Raw genomic sequence first — 26,023 nt, 5'->3', positions numbered from 1 at the left:
ATTACGTTAAAAATTATTAAGGATTTTTATCTATCATTGCAAGTTGTAAATAGTATATCGTAATTTGCATATATGATATAATGAGATAAATTAATCGTAAAAGGAGGAGTAGGTTATGAGATTTGTAATAGTCACAGGATTATCAGGAGCTGGAAAGACAGAAGCAACTAGAAGTTTAGAGGATTTAGGGTACTTTTGTGTAGATAATTTACCACCACAATTAATACCTAAGTTTGCTGAAGCATGTAATAATGGAAGCATTGAAAAAGTAGCAATTGTTACAGATATAAGAGGTGGAGTATTCTTTGATGATTTATTTGAAAGCTTAGTATACTTAAAGAGCAACGATTTTAAGTATGAAATATTATTTTTAGAAGCATCAAATGAAGTTTTAGTTAAGAGATTTAAAGAAGCTAGAAGAAGTCATCCTCTTTCACCAAAATCTCGTGTTCTTACAGGAATTACTGAAGAGAGAAATAAGTTAAGAGAAGTTAAAGATAGAGCAGATGTTATAATAGACACATCAAAATATGCAATTAGAGACTTAAGAGAAAAAATGAATAGTTACTATGGTTCAAGTGAAGAACCAGATAAGGAATTATCAGTAACTGTACTAAGTTTTGGATTTAAGTATGGAATACCTGTAGATTCAGATTTAGTATTTGATGTAAGATTTATTCCAAATCCATTCTACATCCCAGAGCTTAAACAATACTCAGGTAATGATGAACCTGTTAAAAAGTATGTTTTAGAACAAACAGAAACAGTAGAGTTTGTAGATAAGCTTAAAGATATGCTTAAATTCTTAATTCCAAATTATATTAAAGAAGGAAAGAGACAACTTATAATATCAATAGGATGTACAGGAGGAAGACACAGATCAGTTACCATAGCAAATAGAATACATGAACTTCTTTCATTGGAAGGATATAAAACAGGTATAGAGCATAGAGATATATCTGAAGACGTTAATAAGGGAGAAAAGAAGCTATGAGGCTTTCTGATTGGTTTAAACCGGGTATTAAAGTTAAGAGGTGGATTGCATTTGGACTTTTTGGGATTTTGTTAATTGCATTTGGATTTAATGAACTTGTTACCCATAGAGTTTATGATATTTATTATAAATTATTTTATATATGTCTTAATGTAACAGGAGTATTTGTAATATATATATCAATTACAGAAGGAATTAAATCGGTAATTGCACTTATGAATAAGGGTTATATAAGAATGTCCTTAGATAGTAAGAAGATAGAGACTCTTATAACAGAAAAGAGACTTTTAGTTAAAGGTCCTAAAATAGTTGTTATAGGAGGGGGGACAGGTCTATCTACTATGCTTAGAGGACTTAAGTACTATACATCTAATATAACTGCAATAGTTACAGTGGGCGATGATGGTGGAGGATCAGGTGCTTTAAGAGAGGACCTTGGGATGCTTCCACCTGGAGATATAAGAAACTGTATTTTAGCATTAGCAGATATGGAACCATTAATGGAAGACTTACTTCAATATAGATTTACTGACGGAAGGCTTAAGGGGCAAAGCTTTGGTAATTTATTTTTAGCTGCTATGGATGGAGTTTCTGGAAATTTTGTTGATGCAGTTCAACAAATGAGTTCTGTTCTTGCAGTAACTGGAAAGGTACTTCCAGTTACTCTAGATGACATGAAACTAGTAGCTAAATTAGAAAATGGTAATATTGTTGAAGGTGAATCAGATATTCCGGAAGAAGCTTTAAGACAAAAATCTAGAATAAAAAAATTATCTATTGAACCTAGTGATGCAAAACCATTAGAAGAAGCATTAGAAGCTATAAGAGATGCAGATGCTATAGTAATGGGACCTGGTAGTCTTTATACTAGTGTACTTCCTAATCTTTTAGTTAATGGTATTGTAGGTGAAATAAAAAAGAGTAGTGCATTTAAAATATATATTTCAAATGTTATGACTCAACCAGGAGAGACGGATGGATTCAAAGTAACTGATCATATCAATGTATTAAGGAAATATGGTGGAAAAGATATAGTCAACTGTGTAATTGCAAATGTTGGAAGTATCAGTGATGATATGAAAGAAAAGTATAAGGATAAAGGATCAGAGATTGTTAACATTGATAGAAAGAATATTAAAGATCTTGGAATTGATATAGTAGAAAAGAATCTTGTAAGAGTAAGTAAAGGTACTATTAAGCATGACTCTGATTATTTAGCTCAAGTTTTAGTTGAAACTATTATGGAGAAGAAGCTTCTTTATGATAGAAGAAAGATTATTGAGTATATGTATCTTTCTCAACGTATAAAGGAAAGAGATAAGACTGAAAAGAAGTTTAAAAGAGATAGTTCAAATAAAGATAATTCAAATAAATAATAAAAACCAGCAAAGTACTTTGCTGGTTTTTATTATTTAATATATTAAGTATCTGACTGAATTTATATTGTAAAAGAAAATTGGGCAGTTAAGCAATAATTAGGTTAATATACTATCATTGTAGAACTATTGGTTTATCGATTTAAGTTAATGGTAACAATGTAAGAAAAAAGCCTGTAAGTATATAAAAGGATAAGAAATATACAAAACATTTATGAATATTATATTATAAATATTTTGTATAATAAGTATGAGATTAAAGTTTGAAATTTTACTAAGATTAATGCAGAATATATTTCCTAAAATTCTAAGGATAATGTATATTATATACGTATATTAAAGTAATTATTTAGGGAGTTTTATGTTATAATTAAGTATTGTATATAGTTAGATATATTTTAATTAATATATATAGAAGGAGAGCAATAAATGTCGTTTTCATCAAAAGTTAAAGGAGAAATCTGTAGATACAGTGATATAAGCAAAGAGGAGACTTTAGCAGAAATTTCAGCAATAATGAAAGTAAGTGGTACCATTGCATTTACTGGAAAAGGTTTAGCATTTAGGATTACTACTGAGAATCCTGCAAGTGCAAGACTTATATTTACTTTATTAAAAGAGCATTTTAATATTCACTCTAAATTAATGGTTAAGAAAAGTAATTCTCTTAAAAAAAATAACATATATATGGTTGTTATAGATGAAGAGATGGGAGTTCGTGGACTTTTAGAAGAGACTGGAATACTTAAGGAAGTAGAAGGTGTAATGAGTTTAGATTATACAATAGACCCTGAAATGGTAAAAACTGATGAAACTAAGAAGGCATATATAAGAGGAGCTTTCTTGGGTGGAGGAAGTATAAGTAATCCAGAAAAAACTTATCATTTAGAGTTTGTTACTCATAGTGAAGAGTATGCAAATGATTTATGTGCACTTATAAATAGTTGTGGACTTAATTCTAAAGTTATTCAAAGAAAGAATAGTTTTATTATTTATATTAAAGAAGGAGAGCAAATAGTAGATTTACTTAATATACTTGGAGCTCATACATGCTTACTTGAACTAGAAAATATAAGAATAAAAAAAGAAATGAGAAATAACGTTAATAGATTAGTTAACTGCGAAACAGCTAATCTTTCAAAAACAGTTAATGCAGCTGTTAGGCAAGTTGAAAGTATTAGACTTATTCAGAATAATATAGGACTTCAAAGACTACCAAAAAATCTTCAGGAGATAGCGGAGCTTAGACTTCAATATCCAGAAGAATCGTTAAAGGAGTTAGGAGAAATGCTAGATCCACCAGTTGGAAAGTCAGGAGTTAATCATAGATTAAGAAAAATTGAAAAGATAGCAGAAGAGGTAAGGTCAGGTACATACTAATGGCCTTTCTCTTATATAGAAAGGAGTGTGACTAAGTGGAAAATAAAAAGTTTTGTCATTTACACCTTCACACAGAGTATAGCCTTCTAGATGGATCAGGTAAAATTAAAAATCTTGTAAAAAAGGCAAAAGAGCTAGGTATGGAAAGCATGGCTATTACAGATCATGGAGTTATGTATGGTTGTGTAGATTTTTATAAGGCAGCTAAGGAAGAGGGAATTAAACCGATACTTGGCTGTGAAGTTTATGTAGCCAGTAAGTCTATGCTTATAAAAAATGTAGATAAAGATAATGGTACAAATCATTTAGTTCTTTTAGTTAAGAATGAAACTGGATATGAGAATCTTATGAAGATAGTGTCAGCAGCATCTATTGATGGATTCTATTATAAACCTAGAGTTGACCATGACTATTTAAGAGATCATAGTGAAGGGCTTATTGCATTAAGTGCATGCCTTGGGGGAGAGGTGCAGAAGGCTCTTCTTAACGAAAACTATGAAAAGGCAAAAGATATTGCTTTAACTTATAAAGATATATTTAAAGAAGGTTTCTATTTAGAGCTTCAAAATCATGGGATGGAAGAACAAAGAAAAGTAAATGAACTTAATATAAAATTATCTAAAGAAACAGGAATTCCATTAGTTGCAACAAATGATGTTCATTACATAGAGCAAAGAGATTCAAAGTCTCATGATATATTAATGTGTATTCAAACTGGTAAAACAGTTGAAGATCCAGATAGAAGAAGATATCCATCAGATCAGTTCTACTTAAAATCAGCTGATGAAATGTATGATATGTTCTCATATGTTAAAGAAGCTTTAGAGAACACAATAAAAATTGCGGATCAGTGTAACTTTGATTATGAATTCCATGTATCTAAGCTTCCTAAATTTCCGCTTCCAACAGATGAAGATGATCCTTATATATATTTAAGAGATACATGCTTTAAGGGACTTTTAGAGAGATATAGAGTATTTGATGATATAAAGAATGAAGAATATAATTACGATAAGATATTCAAAATGAGAGAAGAAAATGAGGAAGCTAAAGTACTTATTGATAGACTTGATTATGAACTTGGAGTAATTAATCAAATGGGATATGTTGATTATTTTCTTATAGTTTGGGATTTTATAAGATACTCAAATGAACAGGGGATACCAACAGGACCAGGTAGAGGATCAGCAGCAGGGTCAATAGTTGCATTTACTTTAGGAATAACAAAGATAGATCCTATAAAGTATAGTTTGCTCTTTGAAAGATTTCTAAATCCAGAGAGAGTAAGTATGCCTGATATAGATTCTGATTTCTGTTATGAAAGAAGACAAGAGGTAATAGATTATGTTGTTGAAAAGTATGGAGAAAACAATGTATCTCAAATTATAACCTTTGGTACAATGGCTGCAAGAGCATGTATAAGAGATGTTGGTAGAGCGATGAACTATTCCTATGCAGAGGTTGATAGAATAGCTAAGATGATACCTACAATGCTTGGAATAACTATAGAGAAGGCGCTTGACTTAAATCCAGAACTTAAGACAGCTTATGATACAGATATGAGGGTGCAAAATCTTATAGATGTTAGTAAAGATTTAGAAGGTCTTCCAAGACATTCATCAACTCATGCTGCTGGTGTAGTTATTGCATCAAAGCCTTTAGTTGAGTATGTACCACTTCAAAAGAATGAAGATATGATAGTAACTCAATTTGGTATGAATACATTAGAAGAACTTGGTCTCTTAAAAATGGACTTCCTAGGACTTCGTACTCTTACAGTTATGAATGATGCCCTTAGAATGATTAAATACAATAGAGGGGTAGACATTGATTTAGATAAGATAGATTTTGATGATAGAGAAGTTTATAAGATGATTGGTGAAGGTAAAACAGCTGGAGTATTCCAATTAGAGTCAGCTGGAATGGTATCTTTCATGAAGGAACTTAAACCAGATTCATTAGAAGATATTATTGCGGGTATATCTTTATATAGACCAGGTCCAATGGCAGAAATACCAAGATATATTGAAAGAAAGAAAAATCCAGATAAGGTTGAATATTTAACTCCAGAACTTGAAGATATACTAAATGTTACTTATGGAGTTATGGTCTACCAGGAACAGGTTATGGAGATAGTTAGAAAGTTAGCTGGATACTCTATGGGAAGAAGTGACCTTGTTAGAAGAGCTATGTCTAAGAAAAAGCATAAGGTCATGGAAGAAGAAAGAAAGAACTTCATATATGGAATAGAAGATAGTGATGGAAATATTGAAGTACCTGGATGCTTAAGAAATGGAATATCAGAAGAGATAGCAAATAAAATATACGACATGATGATGGACTTTGCATCCTATGCATTTAATAAATCACATGCTGCGGCTTACGGGGTAGTTGGATATCAAACTGCATATCTAATGAAGTATTATCCAGTTGAGATGATTGCAGCCATGCTTAATTCAGTAATGGGAATAAATGAAAAAGTTGCAGGATATATAAAGTTTGCAGAAAGCCTTGGTATACAAGTTGTTCCACCAGATATAAATAAAAGTTATTCAAAATTTACAGTTGAAGGTGACAAGATAATATTCGGATTAGCTGCAATAAGAAATGTTGGAGTAAATGTAGTTGAAGGAATAGTTAAAGCTAGAGAAGGTAAAGGTGAATTTACCTCAATAATGGATTTTATAAACAAGTTAGATCTTGGAACAATAAATAAAAGAGCTGTCGAAAGCTTAATAAAGGCTGGAACTTTTGATTCTTTTAAAGTATTTAGATCTAAGCTGCTTGCAGTATATGAAAAGTTAATGGATGGAGTAGCTGGAGACAAAAAGAGAAATATCGATGGACAAATAAGTCTTTTTGCAGTTGAAGAAGAGATAAGTATGCCGGAAATTAACTATCCGAATATAAAAGAATTTAATAAAAGGAATCTTTTATCAATGGAAAAGGAAATGACAGGTATGTATCTATCAGGTCATCCATTAGATGAATATGCAAAAAGTTTAGATATGCAAACAACCACTTCAGTAATTAGTATTTTTAAAGTTCATAAAGCAATTGAAGAAAATATTTCAAAAGGTATAAATATAGAAGATATAATTGATCAAATGCCTATTAAAGATAATCAGACAGTAATACTTGGAGGAATACTTACAGAAGTAAATCAAAAAGTTACTAGAAATAATACTATTATGGCATTTTTAAAACTTGAAGACTTAAGTGGTGAGATAGAAGTTATAGTATTTCCAAGAACATTAGATAGAGTAAGAGAGAGTATTTCAGAGGATGCTTTAGTTACTATAAAAGGAAGAATTAGTCTAAAGGAAGATGAGCCACCAAAGCTTATATGTGAAAAGATTGAAGGTTTAGAGAAGGTTGATTCTAATAAGATTTATATTAGAGTAAATGATGAAGAAGAAGTTAAAAAGGCTAATTATGAACTTAGAACAGGTTTTGAAGAATATAAGGGTGAGGCAGCAATATATGTATTTAATGCTTCTAATAACAAAAGTTACAGATTAGCTAGAGAGGCTTGGATTAATCTGGATACAGATATAATTACAGTGCTTAAAGATAAATATGGTGAAGATAATATCAAGGTAATATCTTCCTAAAACATTAAAGTATGATGCATAATTAATGCATCATACTTATTTTTTGTGGAAATAATCTAAAAATACTGAAAAATTACTATTTAGTATTGAAATTTTATCGAAATAAGTAGATAATTGTATTAGAATAATTAAGAAAAGTTATATAAATATCCTATAAATGATTAATTAGTGCAATATTTATTTAATAAATTTTCAATAAAGTGATTAAAATTATGAAAAATGGTTAATAAATATGAATAATATTGAATGAAATGTAAATGAAAATTTTTACAAAAATTAATTCCTAAAAATCATTTATTTTGTATATAATTTTAATATTCATAGGGTATAATATTAATTGTAATATTATTAAAAATTATCAGAACATAGCGAAAAATTTAGATAAATAAAGAATAACTTATTATATATAGAAGTATATTGAAAAAAGTTGAAGAAATTACGTTGATAAATTTCAACAATTTATGTACAATTATAATCGGTCATATAAACGTGGGAAGTTTTGTTACCAGTGGGACTAGCCATGTCCCGGCGGTAGAAGGAGGAGTAATCATGAAAAAGATAGCTATTTTAACTAGTGGTGGAGATGCACCAGGAATGAATGCTGCACTTAGAGCAGTAACTAGAACTGCTATAGCAGCTGGGATAGAAGTAATGGGAGTCCAAAGAGGTTACAGCGGATTAATAAACGGAGAATTATTCACAATGGATAGAAGTTCTGTTTCAGATATAATCCAAAGAGGTGGAACAATCTTAAGAACAGCTAGATGTCCAGAGTTTAAGCAAGAAGAAGTAAGAAAAAAAGCTGTTAAAATATTAAAAGCTTATGGAGTAGATGCTTTAGTTGTAATCGGAGGAGATGGATCATTTACAGGAGCTAAACTTCTTTCAAAATTAGGAGTTAAGACTGTCGGATTACCAGGAACTATCGATAACGATTTAGCTTATACAGACTATACTATAGGATTTGATACAGCATTAAATACAGTATTAGATGCAATTAACAAAATTAGAGATACTTCAACATCACATGAAAGAGTATCAATAGTTGAAGTTATGGGAAGAAATTGTGGAGATATAGCTTTATATGCAGGTTTAGCAGGTGGAGCAGAAGCTATCATAACACCAGAAAAAGGATTCGATAAAAACGAATTATGTAAAACTATTTTAGAAGGAAAGCAAAAAGGAAAGATGCATAATCTTGTACTTTTAGCTGAAGGAGTAGGCGGAGCATTTGAGCTTGCTGAAGAAGTAGAAGAAATTACTGGAATAGAAACAAGAGCAACTGTATTAGGACATATCCAAAGAGGTGGAAGTCCAAGTGCATTTGATACAGTACTAGCTTCAAAAATGGGAGCAAAAGCTGTAGAAGTTTTACAAGAAGGAAAAACTTCAAGAGTTATAGGAACAGTAGATAATAAGATAATTGATATGGATATAGATGAAGCTTTAGCAGTTGAAAGAAAGTTTGATGAAGAAACTTACAGAATAGCAGAAATCTTATCAAAATAGTAGCTATAAATAATATTTATATATAGATTTTGGGTTAATTATAAATAAAGAGGAGTGTTATTTCGAATGAAAAAAACTAAAATGATCTGTACAATCGGACCAGCAAGTGAAAATGAAGAAATACTATCAAAAATTATAGAAGCAGGAATGAATGCTTCAAGACATAATTTTTCACATGGTGACCATGAAGAACATGGTGGAAGAATTAGAAAGGTTAAAGAATTAGCAAAGAAATTCAATAAAGAAATTGCTATAGTTTTAGATACAAAAGGACCAGAAATAAGAACTGGAAACTTTGAACCAAGTAAGCTTGAATTACAAAAGGGTTCAGAATTCACTATATATGTTGGTGAAGAAGTAGTTGGAGATGCAACTAAATGTTCAGTAAGCTATGATGGATTAGCTAACGATGTTAAACCAGGAAACACTATATTAATAGATGATGGTTTAGTTGGATTAGAAGTTAGAAGAGTAGAAGGAAACAAGGTAATCTGTGAAGTTATGAACACAGGATTAGTTGGAAGCCACAAAGGAGTTAACGTTCCTGGTGTTTCAATAAAATTACCAGCTTTAACTGCAAAAGACGAATCAGACTTAAAATTCGGTTGTGAAATCGGAGTAAACATGATAGCTGCATCATTCGTAAGAAAAGTTGAAGACGTAAGAGCTATAAGAAAAGTTTTAGATGAAAATGGTGGAGAAAACATACTTATCTGTCCTAAGATAGAAAACCAAGAAGGTGTTGATAACATAGATTCAATAATAGCTGAATCAGATGCTATTATGGTAGCTAGAGGAGACCTTGGTGTTGAAATTCCAATAGAAAACGTACCAGCTGTTCAAAAGATGATAATACAAAAATGTAACAAAGCTGGAATCCCAGTTGTTACTGCAACTCAAATGTTAGATTCAATGATCAGAAACCCAAGACCAACAAGAGCAGAAGTTTCAGACGTAGCTAACGCTATATTAGATGGAACAGATGCAATCATGTTATCAGGTGAAAGTGCTAACGGAAGCTACCCAGTAGAAGCTGTTCAAACAATGGCTAAAATCGCTGAAGAAGCTGAAAAGCAATTAAAATATGAAGTTGCTGTATCACAAGCAACTAGCCATATTCCAGCAATCTCAGGAGTAATAAGTAGAGCTACTTGTAATGCTGCTAGCGAATTACATGCATCAGCTATCGTTTCATCAACTCAAAGTGGAGCAACTGCTAAGAGATTATCACAATGTAGACCAGAGTGTCCAATCATAGCTGTAACTCCAGATGAAACAGTTGCTAAGCAATTAGCATTCTCATGGGGTGTATACTCAATCGTTTCAGACAGATTAGAATCAACTGATGAAATGATGGATAAATCAGTAGAAATAGCTAAAGAAAATGGATTCGTTCAAAACGGAGACACTGTAGTTATAGCTGCTGGAGTACCAGTTGGAGAAGTTGGAGCAACTAACTTAATGAAAGTAAGTGTTGTAAAATAGTTTAATACTTTAAATACATAATAACTCTTAGAGAGTATTCTCTAAGAGTTATTTTTATATATTTTTGCTTGGATTTAGATATTAACATTAATTTTAAAAAAATTAAAAAAATATTGTATATTATTTGTGACATGTGTTAAAATTATAAGATGTACGTTTTATACGTTTATTTGAAAGATTAGTATTGGCAACTGATTCTATTGCACCCTTTGTGGTGCTATTTTTTTTATTCTTTCTCACAATAAATAAAAATAAAAATTAAATAAAGTGAACAAATGGTAAAAAATGATAGTATAAAAGTGAAAATTCTTGTAAATGTTTACTGAAAAATGTATTATAAAAAAGGAAATAGCGCTATTTATAAAAATGGAAAATTGAATAAACTTAGGTGTAGAGATATAGAGAATAACCGCAAAAAAGCATAATTTAAGATATGCCTTTTTGTGGTTTTTTTAAGCACTAGAGGAGAAAGACATAAGGGGATGGAAAAATTGTTAAAGTTTTTAGAGCCAGCAAAACATATAGAGAGGCTACCGAAAGATAAGATAGACTCTACATACAAAAGATATAGAATACAAGTTTTCATAAGTATATACATTGGATACTTAACATATTATTTTGTAAGAAGTAACTTTTCACTTGCAAAGGCATATCTTGTAGATCAAGGCTTTACAAAGATGCAGCTTGGATTTGTAGCATCAGCACTAGGAATAGCTTATGGAATTAGTAAGTTTGTTATGGGAAATGTTTCAGATAGATCTAATCCTAGATTTTTCTTAGCTATAGGGCTTATAGCATCAGGGGTAGTTAATTTATTCTTCCCACTGACAAGTAGTATAACATTAATGTTTATATTAATGCTTTTAAATGGATGGTTCCAAGGAATGGGATGGCCACCATGTGGTAGAACAATAACTCACTGGTTTTCTGATAAAGAGCGTGGCGTAAAGATGTCTATTTGGAACACAGCTCACAATGTTGGGGGCGGACTTATAGCTACAATAGCAGTACTTGGAGTATCAATATTTGGTAGTTGGAAAGGAATTTTCTATTTACCAGGAATAATTGCAATTATAATCGGTATATTATATATGATATTTGCTAAAGATACACCTCAATCAGTTGGGTTACCACCAATTGAAGAATATAAGGATGATTATCCAGAGGTTGCTGTTGATGATAGAGAAAGAGAATTAACAGGAAAAGAAATATTGTTTAAATATGTATTTAACAATAAATACTTATGGTTTATTGCACTAGCTAATGTGTTCGTTTACTTAGTTAGGTATGGAGTAATAAATTGGGTACCTACATATTTAGAAGAAGTTAGAAATTTTAGTATGAAAGAATCTTCAGTTGCATTTGCATTATTTGAATATGCAGCAATACCAGGAACAATAATAATTGGATGGCTTAGTGATAAGGTATTCCATGGAAGAAGAGCCCCTCTTGGAATCTTCTGTATGATTGGAGTTTTCATAGCAGTCTTTGTATATTGGAAGAGTGCAAATCCACTTATTATAGATTGTGCTTTAGCATCAATTGGAGCATTAATATATGGACCTGTTATGTTAATTGGAGTAAGTGCATTAGACCTTGTTCCAAAGAAAGCAGCAGGAACAGCGGCAGGATTTACTGGCCTTTTTGGATATATGGGAGGTCAAGTATTTGCAGAAGTGGCAATGGGAGCAGTTGTAGATAAATTTAGCTGGAATGGTGGATTTGTTATGCTTATGGCTTCATGTATATTTGCAATAGTATTCTTCGCATTCACTTGGAATGTACATGATAGATCAGCAGATGAGAAATAGAATGTAATAATGAATAATCACACTTACTTTGTTAATAATATATTGTAAAAGGGAGTGTGATTATTAATGAATACATTGGGATGCACAGCACATAATTGTGTTAATAATGAAGGTGGATTATGTGGTGCAGAATATATATTAGTAGAAGGTGACAGTGCATATACATCCAGCCAAACATATTGTAGTAATTTTAGGATAGATACAATTGCAAATGAAGTGAAAGCTGTTACTAATACAGATTTCTTTGGTGAAATAATGCAAATTTTAAGTGGACCGGGTGAAGTGAAATTCTCACCTAATGTATCTTGCAGCGCTAGAAAGTGTTTTTATAATGGTGATGGAAAGTGTGAAGCAAGAAACTTAATAATAGTTGGTAATATGCCAAGAGAAAGTGCAGAGACTCAGTGCGAAACTTTTATAGAGTCATATTAAATTAACCTTAAAAATTATAAAAATTGTAGATTAAGAAAGCAATAAGAGGGTAAAATCATAATATAAACTAAGAACATATTTACCGAAAGAATAATTTTAAGGTGAGGTGTAGCAATATGAAAGATTTTAAAGCTTTAGTATCTTGTAACAAGAAAAATACTACAAAAATACTAGGAGTAGGTGCTGCTGTACTTGTAAGTGTTGGAGGATTAATATTACTTTCATCAAAGGTTAGAAAAGCATAAGTAATCGTTTAAAATTTGACTACTGATTTAAATCAGTAGTCTTTTTTATTACATTAAAAACTTATTGTAGGTTATTTATTATAATAAATTTAAATTAAAAAGTAAGAAGTAAATGCTACTCACAATATATGCTAAAATTATGATATAATTAATCAATATTAAATCGTAAGAAAAAGGTGGATTAAAATGGTTGTAAAAAACACGGAATACATTTTAGATATAGTATCTCAGGGTTATGAAGGTGAAGGAATAGCTAAGGTTGATGGATATCCTATTTTTATAGAAGGTGCTTTAAAGGGCGAAAAGGTAAAAGTTAAAGTAGTTAAGGTAAATAAAAATTTTGCATATGGAAAACTTTTAGAGGTTATAGAAAAGTCAGAGGGTAGAGTAGAGCCTAAATGTGAGTATTTTAAAAGATGTGGTGGATGTAAATTGCAACATATGGACTATAAAACTCAATTAGATTTTAAATGGGAGCGAGTGAAAGATTGCATTAAGAAGATAGGTGGGCTTTCAGAAGAGTTAGTTGAATATCCAATTGGTATGGAAGAGAAGCCATATGAATATAGAAACAAAGTTCAATTGCCTATAGGTATGGTTAAAGGTAAACCAGCACTAGGTTTCTATGCACCAAGGAGCCATGATATTATAGATATAGAAGAGTGCTTAATCCAAGAGGAAGATGCAAATAAAATAAGCAAGATAACAAGAGAATGGATTGAAGAATTTAACATAATGCCAGCTTTTGTTGATGGTAAATTTAATAAAAAAGGACTTCTTAGACATGTAATGATTAGAAAAGGCTTTAAAACTGGTGAAGTAATGGTAGTTATAATTGCAACTAGAAAAGATTTAACTCATATGAACGAGCTTATTAGAAAGCTTGAATTCCATATTGAAGGTTTAAAGAGCATAATACTTAACATTAACTCTAGAGATACGAACGTGATACTTACACCAGAATTCTACACATTATGGGGAGAAGATTATATAAAAGATTATATTGGAGAGTTTAAGTTTAATATATCACCACTTTCATTCTTCCAAGTAAATCCTGAACAAACTGAAGTGTTATATGGAAAGACTTTAGAATATGCAGAGCTTGCAGGAGAAGAAACTGTATTTGATGCTTATTGCGGAACAGGTTCAATAACATTATTCCTATCACAAAAGGCGAAGAAGGTTTATGGAGTTGAGATTGTAGAACCTGCTATAGTAAATGCAAGGGAAAATGCTAAGATGAATTGTGTATCTAATGCAGAATTCTTTGTAGGAAAATCAGAAGAGGTTATTCCAAAGCTTATAAAGGAAGGGGTTAAGGCTGACGTAATAGTTGTTGACCCGCCAAGAAAAGGCTGCGATATTAAGTTATTAAAAGCTATAGGTGAAACTAAGCCAGAGAGAGTAGTATATGTATCTTGTGATCCAAGTACATTAGCTAGAGATTTAAAGATATTAGATGAGCTTGGATATAGAACAGAGAAGGTTCAACCGGTTGATATGTTCCCTCAAACTGCGCATATAGAAAATGTAGCAAGACTTGTTAGAAAATAATTATTTTAAAGATGAGTGATTAATATTATTACCACTCATCTTTTTTAGTGAGTTTTTGTAGGTTGAAAATATTTTGGAAGTTTGTGGTTTAATTTTTAAATGAATTTTTGGAAGGTTAGAAGAAGCCTAAGTAAAGACTGTATAGATAACTAATATTTTCTTATATTTCAGGGATATATCTAATAAAGTCAGATATAAATTATTATTCAAAGGAAAAGAAGTGATAAATATGAGATTAGATAAATTTTTAGCACAAGCATCTATTGGAAAGCGTAAAGAAGTTAGGATTTATATTAAAGAAGGTAAAGTTAAGGTTAATGGAGAAGTGGTAATAATACCTGCAATAGATATAGATGAGAAATTAGATGTTATTGAATATCTTGATGAGAGAGTATATTATGCTGAAAAAGTATATTACATGCTTAATAAACCAGCAGGATATATCACTGCAAAGAGCGATATAGAGAATAAAACTGTATTTGATTTATTTGATGAGTCAGATAAAAAAGGTATATTCCACGTTGGTAGATTAGACAAAGATACAGAGGGATTATTGTTATTTACTAATGATGGTGAATTTGAGCATAAATTAATGTATCCAGAAAAGCATATGGAAAAGACTTATTTCTTTTGGGCTTTAGGTTCTCTAAGTGGAGAAGAAATAAAGAAATTAGAAGAAGGAGTTTACATTAATAAAGGGGAGATATTAACTAAGCCTGCTAAAATAAAAGTTGTAAATTCAGGATTTTATAAAGATCTTAAAGAAAAAATTGATAACTTATGTAACGTAGATGAGAGTAAATACAATCAACCTGTTGTGGCGTGCTATCTTACTATATCAGAAGGCAGAAAACATCAAGTTAAACGTATGCTAAAGGCAGTAGGATGCTATGTAATGTACTTAAAAAGAGTTGCAATTGGTGATGTAGTATTAGATAAGACATTAGAAAAAGGTAAGTATAGGCATTTAATGGAAGAAGAGATTCAAAAATTATTAGAGTAAAGTTAGAATATTTATAATATTATATTAAAACTTATAAAAAAGTCTATGTGAATTTTAATTCACACTAAATATAGGATATTTTTGATATAATAAATAATATAAAACATAATATATTTTTTTATTAAGTAATAAATTATTTGAAAGGATGATAGGAATTATGAAGAAGAAAAAAATAAATATAGCAAGCATTATACTATATATAATAGCTGTAATAGTACTTATCTATATGGTTTGGGCAATAGTAAGTTGTCACGAATATATTTCGCAAATGGTTGCACAAGGTGCATTGGTAAAGGAAGGGAATGCATTTAATATCATAAGTTATTATATGACAAATTGTGCTCAATATGGATTCTATGCAATTGTTTTAGTTTCATTAGGAATCATACTACAAAAGTTAGATAGTAATAAATCAAAAGTAACTACTAATAATGTAGTTGTTGAAGAAGTTGAAAAGATTGAAGAAAAATAATAAAATTATATATTTATTTATGCCTAAAAAGCTGGTTTCTGTATTAAACAGAAATCAGCTTTAATTATTCTATTTTTACTAATTAAAGAATTTAAAAGTACTAATTATAGAGTAATATTAAACTCACATCATTTTTATTCCTTATATCATTATGTTAAATTATAGTATAATTAATAAAGGAAACATCAAAAGGAATAGAGTTTAAAGGAGAAAAAACGGAGAAATTGTATATTTAATTCCTAACAAGATAATCAGTATAGTTTTGGATCCAAATACATAATTGAGAATTAAATGATTTCTTAAGTAGTTATGGGAGGTAAATTTAATGGATATAATGATTAGAGAAGAAAATAATAAAGATTTTAATGAGGTTTATGATGTTGTTAGATTAGCATTTGAAAATGCAGAGCATACAGATCATAATGAGCATAACCTTGTAAATAGATTAAGAAATAGTGATGCTTTTATTAAAGAGTTATCACTTGTTGTAGAAGGTGATGAAAAGATAATAGGTCATATTATGATTACTAAAATAAAAATAGGTGAACATACATCACTAGCTCTTGCTCCACTTTCAGTATTACCTAAGTACCATGGAATGGGAATAGGAAGAGAGCTGATTTTAGAAGGTCATAAAATAGCAAAGGATTTAGGATATAGTAGTGTAATTATACTTGGAGATCCTAATTATTATTCACGTTTTGGATATGTAGCTGCCAGTAAATGGAGAATAAAAGCCCCTTTTGAAGTACCAGATGAAAACTTTATGGCAATTGAACTTATAGATAATGGATTGAAGGATGTTAGTGGAGAAGTTATCTATGCTAAAGAATTTTTTGAATAAAATGTTTGATATATATAGTAAAGCACCGATTAATATAAATTGGTGCTTTTAAATTTTGTATAAATTTATATAGTTAATAGAGATTACTTTAAAGTAAATGATATGAATATTAGAAAGATTAGGAATTATTGAGTTGATATACCATAAGTTTGATGATATAGTATATACAATAGGTGTATATACACTTGTAAAAATAAATGTATATATAAAGTGTTTAGCTTATGGGGGATAATATGGAGAATAATTTAAAAGATAAAATATTACAGCTAAAAAAGAAAAGAGGGGCTAAAATATTAGCTCATTATTATCAAAGGGGTGAAATTCAAGATATAGCTGATGCAGTTGGAGATTCTTACTATCTTAGCAAAGTAGCTAAAGATTGCAATGAGCAGGTAATAGTATTTTGTGGAGTTAAATTTATGGCTGAAAGTGCAAAGATACTTTCACCAGAAAAAACAGTTATACTACCAGTAATGGATGCAGGATGTCCAATGGCAGATATGGCAGAAGGACATGAGGTAGAGGAATTAAAGAAAAAACATCCTAAAGCAAAGGTTGTATGTTATATAAATTCTTCAGCAGAAGTAAAAGCACTATCAGATGTATGTTGTACGTCATCTAATGCATTGAATATTATAAGAAATATAGATGAGGAAGAGATAATATTCTTGCCAGATAAAAATTTAGGAGAATATATACAAGAACAAGTTCCTGAAAAGAAATTTATTATATGGAACGGATTCTGTATAACTCATAAAAGGGTTAGGCATAAAGAAATTATACAAGCTAAGGATATACATAAGGATATGGTAATAGTTACACATCCAGAATGCGAAAAGGAAATTAGAGATGAATCAGATTTTATTGGAAGTACTGGAGAGATTATAAATTTTGTTAATACAAGCTCTAATAAGAAATTCCTTATTGTAACAGAGGAAGGAGTTCTTCATCAAATGGATTCTAAAGATAATAAGGAGTTTTATATGCCAGGTGGAAGTATGGTGTGCGTTAATATGAAAAAGACAAGATTAGAGGATGTATATAATAGTCTTTTAAATATGAAAAATAAAATAGAACTTAAAGAAGATATAAGAATAAAAGCAAGTACTGCTTTAAAAAATATGCATAAGCTTGGAGGTTAAATCTATTATGGATATGGTTACTGATATTTTGATAGTTGGGACTGGAGTATCAGGGTTATATACTGCTTTAAATCTAAGTCAAAATTTAAATATAACTATGATTTCAAAAGGAAAATTAGATGAATGTAATACATCTCTAGCTCAGGGGGGGATAGCTGTAGCTAGAGGAGAAGATGATATTGATTCATTTATTAATGATACTTTAAAGGCTGGAAAGTATGAAAATAATATTGATTCAGTTAGAATATTGGCAGAAGAATCTATAGATAATATAAATAAATTATCAACATTAGGTATGGAGTTTGAGAAGAGTAATGGAGAGTTATTATTTACTCGTGAGGGAGCTCACAGCATAAATAGGATTGTTTATTATGAAGATATAACAGGTAAAAAAGTAGAGGATACACTTCTAAATAACGTGATAATTAGAGATAATATAAATTTATATGAAAACTGTGAAATGATAGATATATTAAAAGTAAATAATACTTGTGTTGGTATAGTTTGTGTTAAAGATAATGAAGTAATAAATATATATGCTAGAACGACCATATTAGCTACTGGAGGTATTGGAGGTATATTCAAAAACTCTACTAACGAAAGAATACTTACAGGAGATAGTATAGGTGTAGCAATAAGAAATGAAATAAAAGTTAGCAGATTAGATTATATTCAATTTCATCCTACAGCACTTTTCGATGGTAAATCTAGAAGTAAAAAGTTTTTAATTTCAGAGTCATTAAGAGGTGAAGGAGGAAAATTAATAAATAATAAAGGTAAGAGATTTGTAGATGAATTACTTCCAAGGGATGTTGTGACTAAGTGTATATATGAAGAAATGAGAATGAATAATTCAGAAAATGTATATCTTGATATTAGTTTTATGGATAGGGATTTTATAATAAATAGATTTCCTAATATATATAAGAAATGTTTAGAGAGAGGAATAGATATATGTAAAGCGCCTATTCCAGTAGCTCCAACTCAGCATTATTTTATGGGGGGAATAGACGTTGATTTATATGGACAAACATCTATGAAAAATTTATATGCTTTTGGGGAAGTCAGTTGTACTGGAGTTCATGGTGCTAATAGATTAGCTAGTAACTCATTATTAGAAGCTCTAGTATTTTCAAGAAGAGGTGCTAAAAAAATTAATAATGAAATAAAAGGTGTTAAAACAATTAAAGTAAAAAAATCGTATGTTGATATAGATTATTATAGAGGCTTAAATAGTAGAATTTTGACTAAAACAATTTATGAATTAAGAGGGGATATAAGAGATGAATTGGTTATTAGTAGAGGATATTGTAAAAAGAGCTCTTAATGAAGATTTACAATATGGAGATATAACAACAGAAGCTATACTGAATGATAAAGACAGGGCTATAGTAGATTTAATAGCTAAGGAAGATGGGATAATAGCTGGACTTGAAGTATTTAAAATGGTTTTTAATATTCTTGGGGATGTACAAGTGAACTTGTATGTAAAGGATGGAGATAGAGTTAAATCAGGCGAAAGATTTGGGGAGGTTCTAGGACTCACTAAAAATCTATTAATTGGAGAGAGAACAGCTTTAAACTTTATTCAAAGAATGAGTGGGATAGCGACTCTTACAAGGGAGTTTGTGGATAAGTTAGAAGGAAGTAAAGTAAAACTTTTAGATACTAGAAAGACTACTCCAAATATGAGGATATTTGAAAAATATGCAGTAACAATAGGGGGAGGAAATAACCATAGATTTGGACTAAATGATGGAGTATTAATAAAAGATAATCATATTGCAGCTGCTGGTGGAGTTAGAAATGCAGTCGATCTAATAAGAGAAAAAGCTCCATTTGTTAGGAAGATAGAAGTTGAGGTAGAAACTATAGATCAAGTTAATGAAGCACTAGAAGCTGGAGCAGATATTATTATGCTTGATAATATGGATTTAGAAACTTTAAGAGAATCAGTAAAAATTATAAATAATAGAGCTATGATAGAGGCATCAGGGAATATTACATTAGATACAATAACTGATATTGCAGAAACTGGATTGGACTTTATATCTACAGGTGCTCTAACTCATTCATTTAAAGTACTAGATATAAGTATGAAGAATCTAAGAGGTATGTAATTTTATATAGAGTATAATAATTTGAATTGAGAATTATATAGAATGGAATTTAGAAATAAGAGGTATGATATTAAATTATTATATCTTTTATTTTTATGATAAAATTATTTTATATAAATATTTTAATATGGAGATGAAATTATGTTTTTTATAGGCATATTTGGAATAGAGAGTGGTCAGAAAGAAATAAAAACATTAAATAATATATCCTGTAAGGTTTGTAATTTTAATACTACTGGACAACTTATAAAAACATTTAGTTTGTTTCAGTTTTTCTTTATACCCATATTTAAATGGAATGAGATGTATTATATCAAGTGTAATAGATGTAGTACTATATATGAAATTCCAAAGGATAAAGGAAAGAAAATTGAAAATGGTGAGGATGTAGATATAACATATTGGGATTTAAATGAAATAGATAATGGACATTCTGATAACCACTATTACTCACCTAAGAATATATGTCCTTCATGTGGAAGAACGTTAGAAGGAGATTTTAAATATTGTCCTTATTGTGGAACAAAGATTAAATAAGGGATAATAAAAGTAAAGGAAATTAAGCTATAAATAATTAGCTTATTAAAGAAAAATCCAAGTATGAAAATATATTTGGGTTTTTCTTTATTTATTTTTTAGTAAATTCATCTTCATGCATATATAAAAGATGAGAGCTATGTCTCTTAGAAATTTTATGATAGAGAGGTAATAAAGATGAAAAATTTAAAAAAGGGTTTTGTAGACATAATAGAAAGAGGATGTATAGGAGATGGAGTCACACTAAATACTAAATTACAATCAATAATTGATGAATGTGCAGATAAGGGTGAGATAGTATTTATACCTAAGGGAGAGTTTTTAACTGAAAGTTTGATTATAAGGAATAATACCCATATAGTAGGCACTTTAGGTTCAACTATAATATTAAATGAAGATATTATAAATAAGCATTGTCTATTTATAGGAGATGGTGTAAATGCTATTATAAGTAATATAAAAGTAAAGGGATTTAATATGGAAGAATACTGTCCAAATAGAGGAGAACATATAGGGATATATGTTAAGAAATGTGAAAGAGTATTATTAGATAATATTTTAGTTGAAGGTTTTGATAAAAGTGGGTTGTATTGTACTGAAATAGGATATAATAATATATCACAGTATTATAAGAATCTACATGTTAGAGATTGTAGATTTGAAAAGAATAGTTATGGAGTAACATTAGATAAAAGAGCTGAATATGTTCAGTTTACAAATATAACTTCAGCTAAGAATAATATAGGATGCGTAAATGCTGGAGGAAATAATATGTTTTCTAACTGTTCTTTTAATAGAAATAAATCAGGTATGTATGTAGTTGGGGGTTCTGATTATCCAAACAATTCACATGGTAGCGCTGTTTCATGTCAATTTAATCATAATTTAGATGAGTCTCTTGTATGCAATAATGTTGATGTTGGATATATGTTTGTAGGATGTCAATTTTATGATGGAGATATAAAAATAAATAAATCTAAAGGGATTATACTTAGTGCTTGTGAAGGTGGTACATGGACTATAACTGCAAATGGAGAAGTAAATAAAAATATGATTACATCATCATTTTTCTATACCAAACCAGCAATAATAAATGATGGTACATTAGTACTTAATAATAATATATAAAATATTTAGATATAAGAATAACTACTCATATATGTAACTCTTAGTTTAGGTTAAACTATACATTGATACTCATTTATAGTAATATGATTATAATTAATATATTTAGATACCACTAAATATATTAGAAGTGTTTAGATGAATTGATTTTCGTTGATTTAAGTAAATATAATGTATGATATCATTTATTTAAAATAAAAGACAAGTAAAATAAGATGATGTAGAAGACTACATTGAAAGAAGGATTTTATAATGAATAAAAATGTAGAGATGATGAAAAAGCTTTTAGAAGAAAAGAAAGCAAAGGTAACCAAAAAATCAGGAAAGAAAATACCAGATAGATACGGAAAGCAAAGTGCTGGTGCAAGCAATACTCACTAGTATTAGGTATTTATAAAAGAGGATATATAGTATGAATAAAAATATAGAAATGATGAAAAAGCTTATAGAAGAAAAGAAGAAGAAAAGTTCTAGTACTAAAAATAGTATGAAAGCTAAAAAGAGTATAGGAAATATAGCTTCTAAGGGTGTTAAAACTGGTAATGGTGGAGGCTTATTTGATAAGTAATTAGAAAAAACTAAAGAGATGTTAAAGGTTAAGACTATGTTATTGATAACATAGTCTTAACCTTTTTTTGTGAGCATATATAATACTAAATTTAAATTAATAATAATTTTGAAATAAAGTGCAATATAAGTAAAAATATTCTATATGAAATTAATGGAAAATATTGTATAAATAAATTGTAATAGTTAATTTTATAGTTTTATAAAATAATAAATTTAAGGAGAAATAATATGCTTAGAAATAAAAAGAAAAAAGCTTTGAAGATAGGGGTAGCAACTACATGCTTTTTATCACTTGGAATTACTACTTTTGCAACACCATTAGCTTATGGGATGACAGCAACTAAAGAACCTGTGGATATAGTTAATAAAAAACTTGATATATATCCATTGCCTCAGAAGATAGAGTATAAATCACAAGAAGAGTTTAAACTTAAAGGAAAGGTAAATATTGTTGTTCATGGAGAGCAAGAAAAAGCAACATTACCGAGACTTAAGAAGAGTCTAGATAAACATAAGATTTCATATGAAGTAACTGAAAAAGTAGATGATAAAAAAGCAAATATAATTTTATCATCTGATAAAGAACATTGTGATGATTGTACTGAAGGAATAGCTGATAAATTAGGGACTCTTAAAAAGGAAGAGGGATATATACTTAGTACAAGTGATGATGTAAATAAAAATGGAATTATAAAAATTACGGGAACTGATAAAGATGGTGTTTATTATGGTGTATTAACATTAGATCAAATATTAGATCAATCAACTGGTTCAAATAAAATAGCTGAGGTTGTTATATCAGATAATCCAGAGATTAAGCATAGAGGATTTATTGAAGGATTTTATGGAACTCCTTGGAGTCATGAAGATAGAAAAAGCCTTATGAAAGATACCAGTGAATATAAAATGAATACCTATATATATGCTCCGAAAGATGATATATATCATAGAGCAGAGTGGAAAAAGTTATATCCAGAAGATAAGGCAAAAGAAATTGCAGAACTTGCAAAGGCAGGGACAGATAATAATTTGAATTTTTGCTGGACAATCCATCCAGGTGCAACGCTTCAATTTACAGATGAAGATTATAAAGCTATAATTAATAAATTTGAGCAGCTTTATAGCTTAGGAGTTCGTCAATTTGGAGTATTATTTGATGATACTGATGATTGGAGTAGAGGGAAACTTCAGGCTGAGTGGATTAACAGAATAAATAAAGAGTTTGTTAAAGCTAAAGGTGATGTTGCACCTATGATAGTTATTTCAGCAAGATATAATTCAGCTTGGGGACCTAATATAGATAGATATTTTAAACCATTTATGCAGACTTTAGATAAGGATATTGAAGTGATGTGGACTGGACATGCTACTATGTCAAATGTATCTAAAGAAGTCTTTGAATGGCCGAAAACTGCAACAGGTGTAGATAAAGATGTTGCTGTTTGGTGGAACTATCCAGTAAATGATTATTGTGATTCTAAGCTTTTAATGGCACCAATGCCTAATTTAAATCCAGATTTAGATAATGTTACTGGATTTTTCTCAAATCCTATGAATCAAGCAGAAGCTTCAAAGGTAGCATTATATAGTATTGCAGATTATACATGGAATACAAATGAATTTAAATATCAGAAAAGTTGGGAAAGGTCTATTGAGGAACTTGTTCCAGAAGCATCAGAAGAATTTAAAAGATTTGCATCAAATATTTCATACTTAAGCGATGATGGGGGAGCAAGTGGTCCATTTATATTTGATGAGTCAGTTTATTTAAAAGAGAAAATTGATTCATTTAAAAATGCAATACAAAAGGGTGAATCAATAAAGAAGGCAGCTACTGTATTATTAAATGAATTTAACACTTTAAAATCTGATGCAAAAACTTTAAAGTCAAAACTAAAAAATAAGAATTTGCTTAAGGAAATCACACCGTTTTTAGGAGCATATGAAGCTTTAAGTGAATCAGGGATATCAGCTATGAAGTCAATAATTGCAGCTGAAGAAGGTAATATTAAAGAATGGATTACTAATACTAAAGTAGCAAAGCAAAAACTAGATTCAATGAATAATTTTACTGTAGATAGGATAGAGTCAGAGGGAGCTAAAGAATATATAGTTGATGTTGGAACTAAACTTCTTAAGCCATTAGTTTCTGATACTATAAAAAAAGCTGAGGATATGATGTCAAAGACACTAAATGGAGATAAATCATCTAAAGTAATTAGTAATGTTAAGGATATACAAAAAGTAGAGGTAAAAACTCAAGCAGGTAAATATAGTATAAATGATGTATCAAATATAAAGATGAATAAAAATGATTATATTGGATTTGCAATACCAAAAGCTATGATGCTAGATAAAATAGAATTAAAATCTGATAACTATGACAATATAGAACTTCAATATTCATTAAATGGAATTGAGTGGATTAAGGCAGAAACAGAAGTGATAGATGGAGTAGTAACATCAAAGGAGAATGTTGCCGCTACGTTTATAAGAGTTATTAATACTTCAGATAATAGTATATCTCAGGATATTAAAAAGTTAGAGGTCACACCAATATACAAAGCTAAGTTATCAATTTCGGAAAATATAGGAACTCATGATGGTAATAATATTGAAAATGCTATTGATGGAGATATGGAAACAAAATATTGGAGTAATAAACCATCAGCTGAAGGACATCATATTAAGGTTGATTTAGGATCAGTTATACCTCTTTATGATATAAAATCTTATTTTGCTGTTTCAGATCGTATGAGAAATTCAGAATATGAGATCTCAGTAGATGGAGACAATTGGACTTCATTAGGTGAGTTAAAGTATGTTGAAGAAAATGGAAAGATGGTTGCAGCTATCAATGCTGAAGGTAAAATGGCAAGATACATTAGAATAAAAGCAAACGGTTCAAATACAGAAGGTAATTCAAGCTATTGGGTTCAATTATATGAGATTGAAGTTAACAAAACAGTACAGAACGAAGGAAATGATTATGTTGAGTTAGTTACAGGGAATCCAAAAGGAGAATTTAAAAACCTTTATGATGGAGATTTCTCAACAGCATATTCTCCAGAATCAGTTAAGACTGGGGATAATATTGTTTATAAGATGAGTAGAGTTACAGATGTTCAGGAATTAATGTTTTTACAAGATGATAAAAATATAAGCGATGCTAAAGTTAGCATTAAAGGTATCGATGGTAAATGGATTCAAGTTGGAAAGCTTGATGAAGAGTTTAAAACATTTGATGTTAAAAAAACAATATTAGAAGTAAAACTTGAATTTGATTCATCAAAACCATTACCTAAGATATATGAAATTATAACTAAAGAGGGTACTGTTGAAGCTCCAAAGGAAGTTGATAAGAGTAAATTAAAAGATTTGGTTAGTACTACAAAAAAATTAGACTTATCAAAATATACAGATGAGACAGCTAAAGTAGTTAAAGGTGCATTAAAAGAAGCAGAAGAGATATTAAATGATAAAGATGTGAATCAGGAACAAGTAGATAAGGCAGTTAAAAGTCTGCAAGAATCAATTGATAAATTAGTGGTTAAGAATGATAAAGAAAATAATGGAGATACAGATAAAGAGGAAGGTCCAAATACAAAACCAGGTGATACAACTGATAAAGATGATAGCAATACAGAATCTGGAGGAGCGAATAACAATAAACCAATACCTGATACAGGTAGAAATAATTTAGGATTTATGGCAGGTGCAATAGGATTTATTTTAGCTGGCATAAGTGTATTAAAAAAGAGAGGTTAATTATAATATTTTTAATAAAAAGCGAGTCATTTTTGACTCGCT

General features: G+C 29.7%; 21 protein-coding genes. All 21 read left to right on the top strand.

Annotation, left to right across the window (positions count from 1 at the left end; genetic code table 11):
• The first annotated feature begins 115 nt into the window (after nt 1-115).
• Entirely contained in the window at nt 116-994 is an 879-nt protein-coding gene (rapZ, locus tag K5V21_RS15120; protein ID WP_204594022.1) for an RNase adapter RapZ, read from the top strand.
• A complete protein-coding gene (locus K5V21_RS15115; protein ID WP_221861995.1) occupies nt 991-2,370 on the top strand; it encodes a gluconeogenesis factor YvcK family protein in 1,380 nt (459 codons plus the stop codon). The genes rapZ and K5V21_RS15115 overlap by 4 nt, the downstream gene beginning before the upstream one ends.
• 429 nt (nt 2,371-2,799) lie before the next feature.
• Nucleotides 2,800-3,750 carry a DNA-binding protein WhiA gene (gene whiA / locus K5V21_RS15110; RefSeq protein WP_204594020.1) on the top strand — a complete coding sequence of 317 codons (951 nt, stop codon included), beginning with the start codon at nt 2,800-2,802 and terminating at the stop codon, nt 3,748-3,750.
• Between the two features lie 35 nt (nt 3,751-3,785).
• Entirely contained in the window at nt 3,786-7,364 is a 3,579-nt protein-coding gene (locus K5V21_RS15105) for a DNA polymerase III subunit alpha (protein ID WP_221861994.1), read from the top strand.
• Nucleotides 7,365-7,913: 549 nt separating this feature from the next.
• Complete coding sequence (gene pfkA / locus K5V21_RS15100) at nt 7,914-8,873, top strand: 6-phosphofructokinase (RefSeq protein ID WP_204594018.1); 960 nt, start codon at nt 7,914-7,916, stop codon at nt 8,871-8,873.
• Nucleotides 8,874-8,939: 66 nt separating this feature from the next.
• Nucleotides 8,940-10,358 (top strand): pyruvate kinase, encoded by a 1,419-nt coding sequence (gene pyk / locus K5V21_RS15095; protein ID WP_204594017.1) that lies wholly within the window; start codon nt 8,940-8,942, stop codon nt 10,356-10,358.
• A gap of 491 nt (nt 10,359-10,849) precedes the next feature.
• Nucleotides 10,850-12,169 carry a glycerol-3-phosphate transporter gene (gene glpT, locus K5V21_RS15090; protein WP_221861993.1) on the top strand — a complete coding sequence of 440 codons (1,320 nt, stop codon included), beginning with the start codon at nt 10,850-10,852 and terminating at the stop codon, nt 12,167-12,169.
• 66 nt (nt 12,170-12,235) lie between these two features.
• Entirely contained in the window at nt 12,236-12,601 is a 366-nt protein-coding gene (locus tag K5V21_RS15085; RefSeq protein ID WP_221861992.1) for a DUF1540 domain-containing protein, read from the top strand.
• Nucleotides 12,602-12,717: 116 nt separating this feature from the next.
• The gene (locus tag K5V21_RS19575) at nt 12,718-12,846 is read left to right on the top strand and encodes a hypothetical protein (protein ID WP_279381500.1); all 129 of its coding nucleotides are present in this window, start codon (nt 12,718-12,720) and stop codon (nt 12,844-12,846) included.
• 186 nt (nt 12,847-13,032) lie between these two features.
• Nucleotides 13,033-14,400 carry a 23S rRNA (uracil(1939)-C(5))-methyltransferase RlmD gene (gene rlmD / locus K5V21_RS15080; RefSeq protein ID WP_221861991.1) on the top strand — a complete coding sequence of 456 codons (1,368 nt, stop codon included), beginning with the start codon at nt 13,033-13,035 and terminating at the stop codon, nt 14,398-14,400.
• A gap of 229 nt (nt 14,401-14,629) precedes the next feature.
• Nucleotides 14,630-15,403 (top strand): pseudouridine synthase, encoded by a 774-nt coding sequence (locus tag K5V21_RS15075; RefSeq protein WP_221861989.1) that lies wholly within the window; start codon nt 14,630-14,632, stop codon nt 15,401-15,403.
• Nucleotides 15,404-15,560: 157 nt separating this feature from the next.
• Nucleotides 15,561-15,875 carry a hypothetical protein gene (locus tag K5V21_RS15070; protein WP_221861988.1) on the top strand — a complete coding sequence of 105 codons (315 nt, stop codon included), beginning with the start codon at nt 15,561-15,563 and terminating at the stop codon, nt 15,873-15,875.
• A gap of 325 nt (nt 15,876-16,200) precedes the next feature.
• Nucleotides 16,201-16,719, top strand: coding sequence for a GNAT family N-acetyltransferase (locus tag K5V21_RS15065; protein ID WP_221861987.1), 519 nt, complete (start codon nt 16,201-16,203; stop codon nt 16,717-16,719).
• Nucleotides 16,720-16,952: 233 nt separating this feature from the next.
• A complete protein-coding gene (gene nadA / locus K5V21_RS15060) occupies nt 16,953-17,861 on the top strand; it encodes a quinolinate synthase NadA (protein ID WP_221861985.1) in 909 nt (302 codons plus the stop codon).
• Between the two features lie 7 nt (nt 17,862-17,868).
• Nucleotides 17,869-19,188, top strand: a complete 1,320-nt coding sequence (locus K5V21_RS15055; RefSeq protein ID WP_221861984.1) for an L-aspartate oxidase — start codon at nt 17,869-17,871, stop codon at nt 19,186-19,188.
• A complete protein-coding gene (nadC, locus tag K5V21_RS15050; RefSeq protein ID WP_221861983.1) occupies nt 19,145-19,981 on the top strand; it encodes a carboxylating nicotinate-nucleotide diphosphorylase in 837 nt (278 codons plus the stop codon). Before K5V21_RS15055 ends, nadC begins: the two co-directional genes overlap by 44 nt.
• Nucleotides 19,982-20,122: 141 nt before the next feature.
• Nucleotides 20,123-20,518 carry a zinc ribbon domain-containing protein gene (locus K5V21_RS15045; protein ID WP_221861982.1) on the top strand — a complete coding sequence of 132 codons (396 nt, stop codon included), beginning with the start codon at nt 20,123-20,125 and terminating at the stop codon, nt 20,516-20,518.
• 177 nt (nt 20,519-20,695) lie between these two features.
• Entirely contained in the window at nt 20,696-21,646 is a 951-nt protein-coding gene (locus K5V21_RS15040) for a glycoside hydrolase family 55 protein (RefSeq protein ID WP_221861981.1), read from the top strand.
• A gap of 249 nt (nt 21,647-21,895) precedes the next feature.
• Entirely contained in the window at nt 21,896-22,024 is a 129-nt protein-coding gene (locus K5V21_RS19570; protein ID WP_279381499.1) for a hypothetical protein, read from the top strand.
• Nucleotides 22,025-22,055: 31 nt separating this feature from the next.
• The gene (locus K5V21_RS15035) at nt 22,056-22,211 is read left to right on the top strand and encodes a hypothetical protein (protein ID WP_221861980.1); all 156 of its coding nucleotides are present in this window, start codon (nt 22,056-22,058) and stop codon (nt 22,209-22,211) included.
• Nucleotides 22,212-22,441: 230 nt separating this feature from the next.
• Nucleotides 22,442-25,981 carry a beta-N-acetylglucosaminidase domain-containing protein gene (locus K5V21_RS15030; protein ID WP_221861979.1) on the top strand — a complete coding sequence of 1,180 codons (3,540 nt, stop codon included), beginning with the start codon at nt 22,442-22,444 and terminating at the stop codon, nt 25,979-25,981.
• Nucleotides 25,982-26,023 lie beyond the last annotated feature (42 nt).

Origin of the sequence: Clostridium sardiniense (genome assembly GCF_019753795.1) — a bacterium.
Lineage (GTDB): Bacteria > Bacillota > Clostridia > Clostridiales > Clostridiaceae > Clostridium > Clostridium sardiniense.
Note: the sequence above shows the minus strand (reverse complement) of the source record. Positions and strands in the feature narration are given on the sequence as shown.